At 69.5% G+C, this 14,579-nt stretch carries 15 protein-coding genes, 1 tRNA gene and 1 pseudogene; 10 read left to right on the top strand and 7 right to left on the bottom strand.

The genetic code is table 11. The features are described from left to right. Positions 1-64 precede the first annotated feature (64 nt). Positions 65-196 (bottom strand): hypothetical protein, encoded by a 132-nt coding sequence (locus tag O4J56_RS04525; RefSeq protein WP_270683798.1) that lies wholly within the window; start codon positions 194-196, stop codon positions 65-67. Positions 197-716: 520 nt separating this feature from the next. Between O4J56_RS04525 and O4J56_RS04520 the strand changes: the two genes are divergently transcribed. Then, a complete protein-coding gene (locus O4J56_RS04520) occupies positions 717-851 on the top strand; it encodes a hypothetical protein (protein WP_270683797.1) in 135 nt (44 codons plus the stop codon). A gap of 190 nt (positions 852-1,041) precedes the next feature. Here the strand turns inward: O4J56_RS04520 and O4J56_RS04515 are convergent, their stop codons facing one another. Both O4J56_RS04515 and O4J56_RS04510 read right to left on the bottom strand, forming a co-directional pair. Next, the gene (locus tag O4J56_RS04515) at positions 1,042-2,076 is read right to left on the bottom strand and encodes a tyrosine-type recombinase/integrase (protein ID WP_270683796.1); all 1,035 of its coding nucleotides are present in this window, start codon (positions 2,074-2,076) and stop codon (positions 1,042-1,044) included. A 432-nt stretch (positions 2,077-2,508) separates the two neighbouring features. Continuing rightward, positions 2,509-2,667: a hypothetical protein gene (locus tag O4J56_RS04510; RefSeq protein ID WP_270683795.1), complete on the bottom strand. Its 159-nt coding sequence runs from the start codon at positions 2,665-2,667 to the stop codon at positions 2,509-2,511. 197 nt (positions 2,668-2,864) lie between these two features. On the opposite strand from O4J56_RS04510, the gene O4J56_RS04505 reads away from it, so the two are divergent. Next, positions 2,865-3,059 carry a hypothetical protein gene (locus O4J56_RS04505; protein ID WP_270683794.1) on the top strand — a complete coding sequence of 65 codons (195 nt, stop codon included), beginning with the start codon at positions 2,865-2,867 and terminating at the stop codon, positions 3,057-3,059. Positions 3,060-3,239: 180 nt separating this feature from the next. On the opposite strand, the gene O4J56_RS04500 is transcribed toward O4J56_RS04505, so the two are convergent. Next, a complete protein-coding gene (locus O4J56_RS04500; protein ID WP_270683793.1) occupies positions 3,240-4,037 on the bottom strand; it encodes a hypothetical protein in 798 nt (265 codons plus the stop codon). A 151-nt stretch (positions 4,038-4,188) separates the two neighbouring features. Further along, on the bottom strand, positions 4,189-5,385 hold the full coding sequence (locus O4J56_RS04495) for an SEL1-like repeat protein (RefSeq protein ID WP_270683792.1): 1,197 nt from the start codon (positions 5,383-5,385) through the stop codon (positions 4,189-4,191). Positions 5,386-5,643: 258 nt separating this feature from the next. On the opposite strand from O4J56_RS04495, the gene O4J56_RS04490 reads away from it, so the two are divergent. The 3 genes from O4J56_RS04490 to O4J56_RS04480 all read left to right on the top strand — a co-directional run bounded on the left by O4J56_RS04490 (position 5,644) and on the right by O4J56_RS04480 (position 7,749). After that, a complete protein-coding gene (locus tag O4J56_RS04490; protein WP_270683791.1) occupies positions 5,644-5,853 on the top strand; it encodes a hypothetical protein in 210 nt (69 codons plus the stop codon). A gap of 191 nt (positions 5,854-6,044) precedes the next feature. Next, positions 6,045-7,373, top strand: a complete 1,329-nt coding sequence (locus O4J56_RS04485) for a tetratricopeptide repeat protein (RefSeq protein ID WP_270683790.1) — start codon at positions 6,045-6,047, stop codon at positions 7,371-7,373. Between the two features lie 88 nt (positions 7,374-7,461). Further along, positions 7,462-7,749, top strand: a complete 288-nt coding sequence (locus O4J56_RS04480) for a hypothetical protein (protein WP_270683789.1) — start codon at positions 7,462-7,464, stop codon at positions 7,747-7,749. Positions 7,750-7,781: 32 nt separating this feature from the next. Here O4J56_RS04480 and O4J56_RS04475 read toward each other — a convergent pair whose 3' ends face one another. Next, positions 7,782-8,564: a hypothetical protein gene (locus O4J56_RS04475; RefSeq protein ID WP_270683788.1), complete on the bottom strand. Its 783-nt coding sequence runs from the start codon at positions 8,562-8,564 to the stop codon at positions 7,782-7,784. Positions 8,565-8,769: 205 nt separating this feature from the next. Between O4J56_RS04475 and O4J56_RS04470 the strand changes: the two genes are divergently transcribed. From O4J56_RS04470 to O4J56_RS32080, 3 genes are all read left to right on the top strand, one after another. After that, positions 8,770-9,621, top strand: coding sequence for an adenine nucleotide alpha hydrolase family protein (locus tag O4J56_RS04470; RefSeq protein ID WP_270683787.1), 852 nt, complete (start codon positions 8,770-8,772; stop codon positions 9,619-9,621). Beyond that, positions 9,618-10,115, top strand: a complete 498-nt coding sequence (locus O4J56_RS04465) for an XF1762 family protein (RefSeq protein ID WP_270683786.1) — start codon at positions 9,618-9,620, stop codon at positions 10,113-10,115. The genes O4J56_RS04470 and O4J56_RS04465 overlap by 4 nt, the downstream gene beginning before the upstream one ends. 196 nt (positions 10,116-10,311) lie before the next feature. Continuing rightward, positions 10,312-12,198 (top strand): recombinase family protein, encoded by a 1,887-nt coding sequence (locus tag O4J56_RS32080; RefSeq protein ID WP_408639084.1) that lies wholly within the window; start codon positions 10,312-10,314, stop codon positions 12,196-12,198. On the opposite strand, the gene O4J56_RS04455 is transcribed toward O4J56_RS32080, so the two are convergent. Next, positions 12,154-12,238: transfer RNA gene (locus tag O4J56_RS04455), tRNA-Leu, on the bottom strand. The genes O4J56_RS32080 and O4J56_RS04455 overlap by 45 nt on opposite strands. 130 nt (positions 12,239-12,368) lie before the next feature. Between O4J56_RS04455 and O4J56_RS04450 the strand changes: the two genes are divergently transcribed. Both O4J56_RS04450 and O4J56_RS04445 read left to right on the top strand, forming a co-directional pair. Then, on the top strand, positions 12,369-13,709 hold the full coding sequence (locus O4J56_RS04450) for a M20/M25/M40 family metallo-hydrolase (protein WP_270683784.1): 1,341 nt from the start codon (positions 12,369-12,371) through the stop codon (positions 13,707-13,709). A 182-nt stretch (positions 13,710-13,891) separates the two neighbouring features. Further along, positions 13,892-14,579 (top strand): annotated as a pseudogene (locus tag O4J56_RS04445) (hypothetical protein); the annotation flags it as partial.

Below are 14,579 nucleotides of genomic sequence, written 5' to 3'. Positions count from 1 at the left end.
TCGCCTGGCAGCAGTCGCGCGGGCCCGAACATCGGGGCCTCAGCTATCGCCTACATCAGGCGGATCAGCTGGGGCCTCCGCTGTTCAGCCACCATTCGATGAAGCAGGCGACGAGAGCCCGGGTCCCGCCAGCCAGGATCGGGCCGATCCACCACCAGCGGTGCGTGCTCCCCTCCCCACGCTTGTGTTCGAACATTGGCGTTCACCGTCCCTTCCCGAGCGGCCTGACGACCGGTGTCGCCGACCTCGACCACTCGCGCGAGGCGGTCGGGCCCCGCCCCGAGAAGGACCAGTGCCCCCGACATTAGCGCCATGTGACGGGAACACTCGCCAGTTCTTTCCCTCTCGTGACCTGGGAGGATGATCCTGACCAGCAGAAACAACCCCCGCTGTATCTTCATGGATCATCGCAAGTTATCCACAAAACCGATGTGGACAGGACGAGGAAGCGCTCGTCAGAGTCCTGCACTAGAGCCAGACGCCTCGAAAGAAGCAAGGCAAGGCACGCCTCCAGCAGTACTGACACGTCTTAGAGACCAATGTTGCGCGGCGGGTAATTTGTCCATATTTCGGCGAGTCTTGGGCGCGGACCCGGCGCGGCATCCCAACCGCTAACGTCGGAGACACCCGAACCCCTTCGGCGCGCTCGGCCGACTCGCGAGCGGTCGAGACCGGCGGCACCCGGCCACCGGGCCGCTCACGAAGGAGGGCCGGGCATGTTCGGCGAAAAGCGAGGACAGCAGGAGCGGCCGCACCGCTGGTGGTGGATCGGACCGATCCTCGCCGGGGCGGCCCGAGCGGTCACCGGCCGCATCCTCGACTGGCTGCTGAACGACAGCGGCCCCAGCTAGGACCGCCCGAGGGCGGACCCGGCTGAGGCCGGTAACGGCGGGCCTGCGCGAGTGCTTGGCGGCGACAGCGCGGGCCCGTCGGTGTTTTCCGGACCAGGACGCCTGACAGGCAGGTCGTAGTGTCCGTCTGGAAAGTTTATACACGCGCACTATCGTTTCGTGACCAGGAGCAACGCGGTGCGGCCGTCCGTCACAGGTCGAGTTTGCGGAGCATGTTGTGCTCCCACCCGCGGGCGGGCCGGATGTAGGCGTTGATCGCGGTGGAGGACTCGGCCCAGCGGCCCTGGGCGGCGATCTCGGAGCGGTCCACCCCCCGCCGCGCGGTCGCGGTGGCCGGGCCCGAGCGCAGGCTGTGCGCGCTGACCCCCTCCAGGCCCGCGTCGGCGGCCATGGCCTTGACCGCGCGGTTGATGCCGTCGCCGCTCATCCGCCCGGTGCCGCGGATCAGGGTGTCGGGGGTGCCTGCGGGGCGGCCGTGCCGGTCGACGCCGCGCAGCAGCGGCCCGGAGGTGACCCCGGCGGCGGCCAGGGCGTCGGTGTAGGCGCGGGCGGTGCGCACCGCGCAGGTGAGGCGGTGGGTGCCGTAGGTGACCTGCACCAGCGCCCCGGCCGAGGCGGTGTCGGTCTTGGAGGTGGCGATGAAGACCTCCAGGCCGTCCTCGGTGAAGGACAGGTCGGCGACGTCGAGCACGGACAGTTCGGAGCGGCGGGCGAGCATCGTGTAGCCGAGCAGGACCAGGGCGCGGTCGCGCAGGTGCGCGAGGGTGTTCTCGGGGCGGGTGGCCAGCATGGCGCGCAGGTCGGCGGTGGTGATGGCGTGCGCCCGCTTCCTGCGGCCCCCGGCCTGGGCCCATTCGCGGCGGTGGCCCTTGATGACCATCCGGGCGGCCTTGGCGTTGGTCGCGAGGTCGGCGGCCTGGCGGCGGCCCTGGATCGAGCCGAGCACGCGCTCGATGCTGGCCGGGGACAGGTCCGTGGTGCGGGTCAGGTCGGTGACGAAGCTGGCCAGGGTCGCGCCGGTGGCCGGCATCGGGGTGCGGCCCTGGGCGGCGCACCAGGCGGTGAACTTCTTCCAGTCCTCGTCGTAGGCGCGGTGCGTGGCCTCGGCCAGGCCGCGCTGGACCGCCTCGGCCGCCTCGGGGGTGAGCGCGTCGTCGTCGACCGCCACCGCCTCGGGCAGGGCCGCGTCGAGGGGCAGGGGGAGCAGGGCGTCGTCGTCGGCCATCGGCAGGGGGCCTTTCCAACGGGGCGGATGTCCGGTTCTACCTCGCGGGAATGAAAGATCTCGCGAGCAGGACCGGGGACGTATGGGTCCTGGCTGAAGGGCCCCTGGCCGCCCACTTTGACCAAGCGGTCGGGGTCGACCCCGGTCATCTCCGAGAGCACGATGAACACGGCCTCGGCGTTGCCCCACACCTGCGGAACCACCTTGCCGGTCAGCATCCTGCGGACGGCCTCCTTGCTGGCGCTGCCAGTCAGAGACAGCTCCTCGATACGGATGGTGTCTGCTGGAGTGGTGGAACTTTCGGCGGCCGTGGCCGTCCTCGGCGGGGCGGCCTTCGGCCGCCGCCGACGGGCGGGCCGCCGGTCGGGACCAGCGAAGGCCGGATCGCCTCGACCGAGGGTCGATGCGACCGGGCGGCCTGCGCAGATGGAATTACACCACACCAACGGACGCGGCCTCGATACGCGCGCTGACCTTCGCCGTGGCAGGTTGGCCCGCTTCGACCCACAGGCGGTAGAGAGCCTCCATGAACTGCCGCTGAGCCCCGGGCGGCAGCTCCTCCAGCGACGGCATCTGAATGACCTTCGGCATCGGATGGCTCCTGAAGGACAGGGGAGGACGCCGGAAAACACTTGGTGGCAAGGTTAGACGGCCAACCGGCATGATCACACTCGTAGTTCACCAGTGTCATCGGTTTGAACGGGTGGGGTGAGAGGCCGCGTGCCACCTGCATCTCGGCGCCCTCAGGCTTGCCTGTAGACCCGAAAGCACGGTGGAAAGGGACGGTCATGCTTGACGTGAGGACGGCGCTGATCCTGCTCGGCAGCGCGGGGATCGGCGCGCTCGCCGCTGCACTGCACCTGGCCGACGGCGGCTCCTGGCTGGCCGCTCTGCTCGTGGGAGGCGGAGCGACGTCCGGTGCCTGCGCGCTGCTGGCGCTGCTGGTCGGCTCCGGCGGCGTCCGCGGCGGGAGCGGTCCTTGAGCTTGCCGAAACCCAGAAGAGCGGGGAGGCGTGGCCGTCAACGGATGTGACACCGACCGGTGCTCGCCGTTCCGTTCCTACCCTGCGGTCAGCTGGCGCCTAGTGACGCGTTCCTTACCACCGCTCCTGCGAGGAACGCCGACCCGAGATCCCGCTGAGCGTCTTACCGACCTCCCTAGGTTACTGATCCTGCCCGACCCTCGTGCTGGCACTGCGCTTCTCGTATGTAGTGACGGCGCACTCTAGGAATTCTCGGATGTAGCTGGCCAGCGGGTCGAACGATTCCTCGGAGAACTCGACGTGGTGAACGGTGCCCTCCCGGGTCCGGTCGGTGCCGGTAACGTCGCTCCCCCTCAGATAGGGCCACTGCTTCCCGTGGGCGAAGCCAGAGGCCAACTGCCATGCCGCCACGACCCGGTCCGGGTCCTGGCCGCACCGCTTGGCTGCTTCCTCGAGGGCCTCGGTGTACTTCGGGCGGCCTCCGACCTTGTTGGGGTCCATCCCTTTATGAGCCGCGTCATTGAGGAACTTATCGCGCCGCTGACGCCCTGACTCTCCGCCTTCGGGAACCCTCCAGCCGCTCTTGCTCTCCCACTTGTGGCGCTTATCCAGGTCGTCAGCCCACGCCCGCGCGGCCCGCAGGACCCGTTCATCACGGTTGCCGCGTAGAAGCCACACCGCCTGAGCGCTGGATTCGAGGGCGGTCCGCGCGATCGACCAGAGTGACCAGTTATCGACCACCCCGGAAACGATGAGCCGTTGCAGAGCTTGGGCGTTGGCCGCGCCCCCAGCGATCAAGCTGAGGGCCATCTGCGAGGCCGTCCGACCGCCAGGGATTTTGTCGTCGTCGGCACGAAGCGAGCTGCCCTGCTGGGGGTACAGCGGAAGCCGCAGCTTTGGTTCCTCGCCGGAGCGGTCATAGAGGCCTTCCACGTAGGTCTGCAGGCGCTTGTACTCCGACAGTTTTGCAGGGTCCATGAGACGTTGCTAGACGACTCCGGAAGTACAGGCAACCCACCACGCCGCCGAGGTCGAGTGGTACATCGCCCACCGGAAGAGCCAGCCCTGGTGCGGCGGGGTGACACGTTCGCCAACCACCCCCGTTCACGCACGACCGGTGACTGATGGGTCACGTCGGCGGTTTCTGCGCCTCCTCGAAGTCGAATATATGACTAAGCGCCTCGAGCAGCAGCAGCAGGCCGTCATTTGCCGCCGTGTAGCCGTTGTCGACGGCCCTCTCCAACCACGTCTTGGCCTCCTCTCCTCGGTCTTGGTACGCAAGCCTCAGGCCGTGGGCGTACATCGCCTCGACGTTGTCCTCTTCGGCGGCGCGTTCCAACAAGGCCATTCCTTCATCTTGCTGCCCCTCCTGATCTGCAGTGTCCAACAGAATGGAGAGCCATACGCTTGCGGTTGGGGCTCCGTCTGCCGCTGCGCGCCGCAACAACGCCTCGGCCTCCTCACGCCGACCGGCGGCGTCCAGTAGGTGAACGAGGACGAACGAGGAGAGGCCACTGCTATTGTCGGCGGCGCGTTCCAGCCATGGCTCGGCCTCCTCAGCCCAACCAGTGTCGTGCAGCATCAGGCCCAGGGCGTATATCGCTTCGGTGTGGCCCTTTTTGGCGGCGCACCGCAACAACATCTCGCCCCTGACCGCCCGGCTGGCGCGGAGCAGCAGAAGAAGGGAGTTGGGCGACGCAAAAGGGACCTCTTCTGTTTCAGTGCGCAGCAGCAGTCCGAAAGCCCTCGATGTGGCGGTACCGCCAGCCATGGCGCGCCGGGAGTACCAGGCCTCGGCGTCAGTGCTGCGTCTGCTCTCCTGCAAAAGTGTGCCGAGGCTGAACATCGTGGTGAGGGGCCCGTAGTCCACGGAGGCAGGGCTTTCCTGCTCGGGGGTGCGCTGTGCCTCCTGCAGCGCCTGGGCTCGGATCTGTTCGGCCTGGCGGCGTGCCTGGGCGAGCACCGCCTCCGCATCGTGGTCCTGATCGGCGGCGTGGGCCTCGGGCTGGGTGGCCGGGGCATAGGCCGGGGCCAGGCGCTCCCAGGCGCGCATCCACCGCTGTGCCTCTGCCCCTTGCACTCCGCAGGTGTGTAGGAACGTCGCCAGGACGGCCCGCTGGGGAAAGCGACGCCCCTGCAGGACCTCGGAAAGGGACGAGCGGCGCAGCGGGACCAGCGGCCGGGCCGCGGTCGCGGTCTCCTTCTCCAGCGCCCGCAGCGAGGGGCTGACCGCGCGCATGTGCAGGGTCCGCAGCAGCTTGGCGAACTCCGCCCGGTCGCTGGCCTCCTCCACACCCAAGTCCTCGGTGTCGGGTCCGATCTCCACGGGCCGCCCTCCCCGCTGTCCACTGCTGTCCGGCCGTGTCCGGAACCCTAGAACGCCCCGGAGAGGGCGCCGGGGCGGTGTCTGCATACGGCCAGCGGGGGGCCGCGGCCGGAGCAGGGGTGTCACGCATCTGGAGCGGGCCCGTCCCTTCCCCTGCCGGACACCCTCGCCGCCGCGCTTGTCTGGGCGTCGGCACCGGGATTCCGGCCGGTGTCCGGGTATCCGGCCCCGCAGGCGCCGGGCAGGAGGGCAGAGACCATGACAACCCCTGACCGCACCGACGAGCCGTCTACCGCCAGCACCCGGCTGAGCACCCGCGCCGCGCTGGTGGTGTTGGCCAGCCTGGTGTGCGCGGCCGTGGTCGCCGCCCTGGCCTTGTGGGCCGGCCGCCACCCGGCCGAGGCCGCCCTGGGCGGGCTCTTCGCCCTGGGTGGGGCCTTCAAGTTTCTCGACAGCCTGATCAGCTGAACTCGTCCGGGCGCCCTGACCGCAAGCCCACTTTCAGTGCCCGCGGCCCCTGTCCCGGCCTCCGGCAGGGACAGGGGCCGCGGGCACGATGTCCGTACAGAGTGCAGCGAGTGCGGAATTCCCGCCGGCGTCGGCTGTGCGGAACTAGGGTGTCGGACACCACCGGACGCCTGGAGAGGGTGCGGGCAGGCATGGACGAAGCTGTTCACACCGCCGACCTGAATGTGGAAGCGGCGACCACCCGAGAAGAACTCATCGCCCTGCTGGGCACCGTGCACAGGCGTGCTGACGCACCTTCCCTACGCATGCTGGAACGCTGGGCCCAGCGGCAGGGGCGCACGGCACTATCGAGGTCGACGATCTCCGAGGTGCTCAACGGGCGACGCTGGCCCCGCAAAGAGGCCTTGATGACCCTGCTGGAGGCCTGCGGACTGACTCCTGAGCAGCTGCCAGAGTGGCGACGATCCTGGGAACGGCTATCGACCACCCCTAGTACATCCGGCCCCGGTCCCCGAACCGACGCCCCTGATCAAGACAAGTCTGAGGCACAGCGCGAGGCGATCTTGGTCGAAGCCCGAGCCCAGGCCGAGAAGATCGTGGAGACCGCGCACCAGGAGGTCGAGAGATGGTACTTCGCAGAGGCTGGAAACGGGAACCTGGCAGCGACATTCCACCTCGCCAAGATCCTGGAAGAGTCTGGACGCACCGGAGCTGCCAGGGTATGGCGGCGCAAGGCAGCCGAAGCCGGTCATGTCGACTCGATGCTCGACCTCGGGACGCAGCTGGAGAACGAGGGCGATCAACAAGAAGCCGAGCACTGGTTCTGCCGCGCCGCTGAAGCCGGATATGCCTCGCAACTATTCACCCATGGAGCGATGCTCGAAGCCGTGAATCCTGATGAGGCTGAGAAGTGGTACCGCCGGGCGGCTCAGGGCGGGCACGTGGAGGCTATGCACAAGCTTGGTGTGCTGCTGGACCACGCCGGACGCAGCGGTGAGGCTGAGGACTGGTACCGCGACGCCTCCACGAACGGGCACATCAGCGCAATGGGCAAACTCGGCAGCCTGCTGAAGCGAGCTGGCCGTATCTCGGAGGCCGAGCATTGGTGGCACACCGCTGCTGAGGCGGGAAACAGCGACGCCCAACACGAACTCGGACGGCTGCTGCAGCGATACAAGCGCCCAAAAGAGGCCGAGCACTGGTTGCATAAGGCCGCCGAGGCCGGCCACAGCGAAGCAACGTACGCCCTCGGCTTCCTGCTCGAAGCCAGCCGCAGACAACAAGCTGAGGGGTGGTACCGCAAAGCTGGTAAGAATGGCCACGTTGAGGCGAACTACGCTCTCGGACGCCTTCTCGCCGACTCCAACCGCCCTGGAGAAGCCGAGCACTGGTTGCGTAAGGCCGCCGAGGCCGGCCACACCGCTGCGATGAACAACCTCGGTGTCCTACTGCACAACACAGGTCGCTCAGCGGAAGGTGACCGGTGGCTTCTGCGACGCTATGGAACCGAGGACGAGTGAATCTTCCCGGGGAGATTCACCTTCTGTGGCACCGGGTTCGCAGGCGTGAAGGCGGTGTTCGCCCCCAAACTTCGAGGAAACCCAAAAGATGAACTTCGGGGAGAACGGCGAGTCAGACCCCGGGAAAACCGACAGGATGGACTTCAGCGGGGCCGTCTTCAGCGGAGGCACTGTCAGGTTCTTCGAGCAGGGGAAGACCGGCCCCCGTTGGGCCACAGGCCAGCCCCCGACCGACCTTATCGCCGCCGCCACGGCGTCGCCCGGGATCGTGACTCTCCCTCCCAACTGGCGGCCCATCGGCCAGGAGGGGAGTCCGGAGATGCCTAGTGATGACGGCGAATCGGGTTCCGGTGAAGAGGGCACGAGCGGACAGTGAAGAGCCCCGCGCTCGAATGCCCCTCACTGGGGTCAGGCGGACATGGATTCTGGGATCTCTGTGTCGTTGAGGGCTTCGGCGATTCGGACCTGGGCTTGTTGGCGGTAGCGGCGGGCGGTGATGTAGGTCAGGCCGAGTTCGCTAGCGGCGCGGGCGAGGGGCGCGCGTTCCAGGCGGGTGCGGGCTATGAGTTCAGCTTCGGTAGCACTGAGGAGGCCGTTGCGGACGTGGGTGGCGAGCAGGGTAACCGGCCCGTCCGATGAGGGCGCAGGGGCAAGGGCGTTCTCCTCTTCGAAGTCCGTGGTCCGATGCCGATTGCGCAGGATGCGGTAGCGGTGCCGTTGGGCCGCTTTGCGGGCGGCGTAGATCAGCTTCGGGCACAATGCCTGCGTTGCCGGGGTGATGGTCTTCAGCTCGGTCAGGAACGCGGTGAGCATCTCGGCCTCGACGTCGGCGGTTTCCTCCGGCAGGTCGCGGCAGAGGCGGCGGCGGGCGGCGGCGAGGCCGGGGAGTGCGAGCCCGGCGGCGATGACCGTCCATGCCGGATCGCCCTCGCGGGCGCGGGTGATGATGCCGCGCCAGACTTCATCGGCGGTTGTGCGGTCGGCTTTCAGGAGCTGATGGGTTGCCGCGGCGGCGGACAGGTCGTGGGGCGGCATGCCGATCAGCTCGGCCAGCTCGCTTCCCGGCTGGCCGGAGCCGTCGAGGAGGAGTGCGAGGGCGTTGTGGAGGGTGGAGAACGGGGTCGTCGGCATCGCGAGCCTCCCTGCGGTGTCGGGAGCCCCATGAAGCACCGCCCTCTTGAGCAGCAACATCGCACACTTCTCGGGTGTGAGCTGGGCTGATACGGCGCGTTCGCCCGGCGTGCGCGGAATGGGGACTGCGCTGGGCGCAGAGGTGGAGGCGAGAGGACTGCGAGCGCACTGCGTACGCGAACACGTCGGCGGCAGGCGGGTGAGCGCGGCGGGCAGGGCGGGCCTGAGTCTTTGGTGAGGCTCGCTGTGGTCCGACGTCGTTGCCGTGAAACGTTCTGCCCCGCCGAAGCTGCGCCTGCTCTCCCTGGGAGCCGGGGTGCAGTCCAGCGCCCTTCTCCTGCTCTCCGCCCAAGGGGCGATCCCCAGGTTCGACTACGCCCTGTTCGCCGACACCGGCTGGGAGCCGGCCGCCGTCTACCGGCACCTGGAGCGCCTCGAAGGCGTAGCCGCTGGCGCTGGGATCCCGATCCGAAGAGTGTCCGCCGGCAACATCCGGCACGACGCCCTGGACGAGCGGCACCGGTTCGCCTCCATGCCGCTGTTCATCGCCAAGCCCGACGGGCGCCGCGGTATGGCCCGGCGGCAGTGCACTTCCGAGTACAAGGTCCGCCCGCTCAAGCGCGAAGCACGGCGCCTGCTGGGCTATCCGCACCCGGCGCGGGTGCCGCAGGGCGTCTATGCCGAGCAGGCCATCGGCATCTCCACCGATGAGTTCCACCGGGCCAAGGACGCCGATGTGGCCTACCTGCGCAACGTCTTCCCGCTGCTGGACATCGGGTGGACCCGGCAGGACTGCCGGGCCTACCTCGCCCTGTACGGGCTCGGGGACACGCCGAAGTCGGCCTGCATCGGCTGCCCGTACCGCTCCAACGCCTCCTGGGCCCGCCTGAGAGCTGAGGAGCCGGAGGCGTTCGCTGACGCGGTCGACTTCGATGCCGCGATCCGGCACGGCCACCCTGCCGCGGCAACGCGCGGCATGCCGCTGGAGGGCGCCTTCTACCTGCATCCGGCGCGCATCCCGCTCGGCGAGGTGGATCTGGGGGAGGAGGCCGAACCGGGGGAGCGGGGGTGCTCGCCATGGGCCTGCCCCGGTGAAGACGAGGGGGAGGAGCGGTGAGCGGGGGCGGGTTCGCGCTTCCGGCCGCCGCGGTGTTCGCCAACCGGCGCCGGCATCAGGACATGGAGCTGGTGCCGGTCCCGTTGGCGGAGGCCAAGGCGTTCGTGGAGGTGTGGCACCGGCACCTGGGGCCGCCGCGCGGGCACAAGTTCAGCCTCGGGCTCCGGCATGCCGACGGGGTGCTGGTGGCGGTGGCGATCGTGGGACGTCCGGTGGCCCGCGGGCTCGACGATGGGCGCACGCTCGAGGTCACCCGCCTGGTCTCCGACGGCACGCCGAACGCTTGCTCCCGGCTGCTCGGCGCGGTATGGCGGGCGGCAAAGGCGCTGGGGTATCGGCGCTTGGTCACCTACACCCGCACCGATGAGCCCGGCACCTCGCTGCGCGCGGCGGGGTGGCGGCGGGCGGCGGAGCTGCCGCCGCGCGGGGACTGGCATCCGCCCCGGCAGCCGGGGCGCCTGGGGCCAGCGCGGGTGCGGTGGGAGGCACCGTGAAGCGGAGGGCGGTAGGGACGAGCTGGCGTCGCGCGGGCGGTCGGCGTTGCCGCGGCATGCCGCTGGTGCCGCCTGGCCGGGTGCTCGCCCGGAGGTGAGGGTGCTGTGTCCGGCGAGCGAGATCAGGCTTCTGACCAGGTAAAACACGAGAATGTGAGGGGTGGTGGGGGGTACCCTCGCGGCCATACCGAACGCGATGGGGGAGAGGCGCCTCCTGTGCGCGCCGTCCTTCCGGACTCCCCTCCAATGCTCACCCCGTCAGCCGCGCGAGCGCTCCTGCAGATCATTCGCGGTGCGTACGCACAGCAGGCCGCATCCGAGCAGCGTGCGCAGCAGCCGGAAGGAGGCAACGCATCGAATGAGCAACAGCCTGGTGAGCAGGACCGAGGATAAAGAACTCCGCTTCGCTCTGTGGGCCCGGGTGTCCACGGACGACCTGCAAGACCCTCAAGCCTCACGAGCCTGGCAACGGACCCGGAGCGAAGCCCTCATCGGACGCCAGGGGCGGATCACCACCGAGTTCTTCGACGTGGACAAGTCCCGCTCCGTGCCCCCGCGGCGACGGCCCGAGGCCTCACGTCTGCTCAGGCAACTGGAGAACCCCGAGCGCGGCTTCGACGCCGTCGTGGTGGGAGAACCGCAGCGCGTCTTCTACGACAGCCAGTTCAACGAGACCTTCCCGCTGTTCAAGCACTTCGACGTTCCCCTGTGGGTGCCCGAGGTCGGCGGACCGATCGACCCGCGCAACGAAGCCCACACCATGATCATGAGCGTGTTCGGGGGCACGAGTAAGGGCGAGCGAACACGCATCCAGATCCGCGTCCAAGCGGCCATGGCGGCCCAGGCGCAACTGGAGGGCCGCTGGCTGGGAGGGCGGCCTCCCTACGGGTACACGCTGGCCGACGCGGGGCCGCACCCGAATCCCGCCAAGGCCGCCGACGGCAAGCGGCTTCACCGGCTGGTCCCCGACCCGGTGACCTGCCACATCGTGCAGCGCATCTTCGCCGCCTTCCTGGAGGGGATGGGGATCTTCGCCATCGCCGAGACGCTGACCCGCGAAGGTGTCCCCTCTCCTTCCGCCCACGACCGTCGCCGCAACCCCCACCGCAACGGCCTGGCATGGGCCAAGAGCGCGATCCGGGCGATCCTGAAGAACCCCCGCTACACCGGGCGCCAGGTGTGGAACAAGCAACGCAAGTCCGAGGAGCTCATCGACATCCGCGACGTCACCTTGGGCTACACCACAAGGCTGCGCTGGAACGACCCCGACCAGTGGGTCTTCTCCGAGCAGGTCGTACACGAGCCGCTGGTCTCCGATGAGGACTTCGAGCTGGCCCAGCGCCTGTTGGAGGTCAAGGGCCGTCGTCCCGTGGTGCGCCGCCCGCGCAGCACGGGACACATCTATCCGTTGAGGAGTCGGCTGCACTGCGGGCTCTGTGCGCGTCGGATGCAGGGCAGCTGGAACAACGACCAGGCCTACTACCGGTGCACCTTCCCTAACGAGTACGCCACTGCCAACCATGTTGAGCACCCGCGCACCGTGTATCTGCGTGAAGCCGATGTCCTGCCGACGCTGGACACGTGGCTGGCCAAGCTGTTCGACCCCGTCCGGCGTGGTGACACCGTGCGGGTGATCGCAGAGTCCCAGCAGGAGAGCGGAACGGACGGAGCGGTGCGGCGGGAGGCTGAACGGAAGGTCGCCGAGTGCGACGAGAAGCTGGCCCGCTACCGCCAAGCTCTGGAAGCGGGCACCGACCCCGAAGTGGTCTCAGCGTGGATCAAGGAGGTCCAGGCCGACCGGGCGCTGGCGCATGCCCGATTCACTGAGCAGAGCACTGGGCCCCGGCAGCTGGAGGAGGAAGAGATCGTGGCCTGCCTCGAAGCGATAGGAGATGTCTCCCAGATGATCAGGCGAGCCGACCGTGAGGCGAAGGCCGCCCTCTACAGGGGACTGGACCTTCGGCTGACCTACCACCCCGTGGAACGCATTGTGCGGGCCGAGGGAAGCCTCGACCCGCACAACATGTACGAACTGGCGTGTCCGAGGGGGGACTTGAACCCCCATGCCCTTAACGGGCACTAGCACCTCAAGCTAGCGCGTCTACCTATTCCGCCACCCGGACTCGGTCCGCGGCTTCGCGCGGACACGGTTAACCATAGCAAAGGTCTGAGCCCGGGCGTACATCGTTTTCCGCCGGGGTGGAGCATGGGAGGGTCGGATCCACACGTCGCCGAGAGGAGCTGGTGCACACCATGCCCGAGACCGAAGGCAGCGGTGCCCCCAGCGGTGCCCCCAGCGGGGCCGAGGCGGAGGTCGTCGACCTCTGCCGGGAGCTCATCGCCATCGACACCTCCAACTACGGGGACATGTCGGGTCCGGGGGAGCGGGAGGCCGCCGAGTACGTCGCCGGGAAGCTGGACGAGGTCGGCATCGAGCCGCGGGTGCTCGAGTCGGCCCCCGGGCGGACCAGCGTCATCGCGCGCATCCCCGGGGAGGACCCCTCGCGGGCGCCCCTGCTCGTGCACGGGCACCTGGACGTGGTGCCCGCCGACGCCGCCGACTGGACCTACGACCCCTTCTCCGGCGAGATCGCCGACGGGTGCGTCTGGGGCCGCGGCGCCGTCGACATGAAGGACATGGACGCCATGGCCCTGGCCGTCTTCCGCGACCGGGTGCGCTCCGGGCGCCGCCCGCCGCGCGACGTGGTCCTCGCGTTCCTCGCCGACGAGGAGGCCGGGGGCTCCTACGGCGCCCAGTGGCTGGTCGCCAACCACCCCGAGCTGTTCGCCGACTGCTCCGAGGCCATCAGCGAGGTCGGCGGCTTCAGCTTCACCGTGGAGGAGAACCGGCGCCTCTACCTCATCGAGACCGCCGAGAAGGGCATCGCCTGGATGCGCCTCAAGGCGCGCGGCACCGCCGGGCACGGGTCGATGGTCAACGACGACAACGCGGTCACCGAGCTCGCCGAGGCCGTCGCCCGGCTCGGCCGCCACGAGTTCCCCGTGCGGCTGACCAAGACCGTGCGCACCTTCCTGGAGGAGGTGTGCGACGCCTTCGGCATCCCCTTCGACGAGGAGAACCCCGAGGAGGTGCTCTCCCGTCTGGGCCCCATCGCCGGGATGATCGGCGCCACCCTCCGCAACACGCTCAACCCCACCGTCCTGGAGGGCGGCTACAAGGCCAACGTCATCCCCGGTTCGGCCGGGGCCCAGGTCGACGGGCGCTTCCTGCCGGGCATGGAGGAGGAGTTCTTCGCCGAGGTGGACCGCCTGCTCGGCCCCAACGTCGAGCGCGAGTTCATCCACCACCTCCCCTCGGTGGAGACCGACTTCGAGGGCGGCCTGGTCTCGGCCATGGCGCGCGCCCTCGAGGAGGAGGACCCCGGCTCCCGCGCCGTGCCCTACTGCCTGTCCGGCGGCACCGACGCCAAGAGCTTCCAGCGGCTGGGCATCCGCAACTACGGCTTCGCCCCGCTGCGCCTGCCCCCGGAGCTGAACTTCTCCGGCATGTTCCACGGCGTCGACGAGCGCGTCCCCGTGGACGCCCTGCGGTTCGGCGCGCGGGTGCTGGACCGGTTCATCGACATGAGCTGAGGCGCCTTCCGGGGGCGGTGAGGCGGGCCGGAGAATTTTTCCGGCCCGTTTCACTGTTTTCTCTGCGCCAATAGCGCACCGTGGTGCTAGCGTGACTCTCAGTCTGCGGGACACGTTCCCGCCGTCGGCCGGGCTCTCCGGTCGGCGCACCCGTGCGTCTTCTTCACCCGAGGTGGCTTTCCATGGTGCAGGTCGGCAGCGGCAGGCGGGTCCGCCCCGCCGGTGCCGCGCGCCTGCCGGGCGTCCGCGCCCTGCGCCGCCTCGCGGTCGTCGCCGGCCTGGTGGCCGGCGGCTGGCTGGCCGGTGCCTCCGCGGCGAACGCCGCCGACGACGCCTTGGCCGAGGTCCCCGTCGTGAGCGGGGTCGCGGACCGGGCGGTCGACGGGGCGGAGGCGGCCCGGCAGGAGGGGCGGGAGACGCGCAAGGGCCCGGAGGAGGCGGCGCAGCCGTCGCCGCCCTCGGGGGCGGAGAACGCCGAGGCCGCCGCCGGACAGGCGGGGCGCGGTGTGTCGGACACGGTGAACGGCACCGTCGACTCCACCGTGCGCCAGGCAGACACGGCCGTCCGGTCCGTGGGCTCGGAGGTCGGGTCCACGGTGGACTCCACCGTCGGATCCGCGGAGGACGCCGTCGGGGACCGGGTGGTCGCCGACACCGTCCGCTCCGGCCGGGAGGGCGTCCGCGAAGGCGTCCGCGAGATCGCCGGTGAACCGCTCGGCGAGCCGCTGCGCACCTCCCTCGGTGAGGGGGAGCTGGCCGCGGCCGTCTCCAAGGGGCTCGGCGCCGACGCCGCCGAGACCACCGACCGGGTCCGCGACGGGCTCGGGCGGATCGTCGAGGGCGGTGTGGAGACCGCCCCCGGGCAGCAGG

Source organism: Nocardiopsis endophytica (genome assembly GCF_027706725.1).
Taxonomy (GTDB): domain Bacteria; phylum Actinomycetota; class Actinomycetes; order Streptosporangiales; family Streptosporangiaceae; genus Nocardiopsis_A; species Nocardiopsis_A endophytica.
Note: the sequence above shows the minus strand (reverse complement) of the source record. Positions and strands in the feature narration are given on the sequence as shown.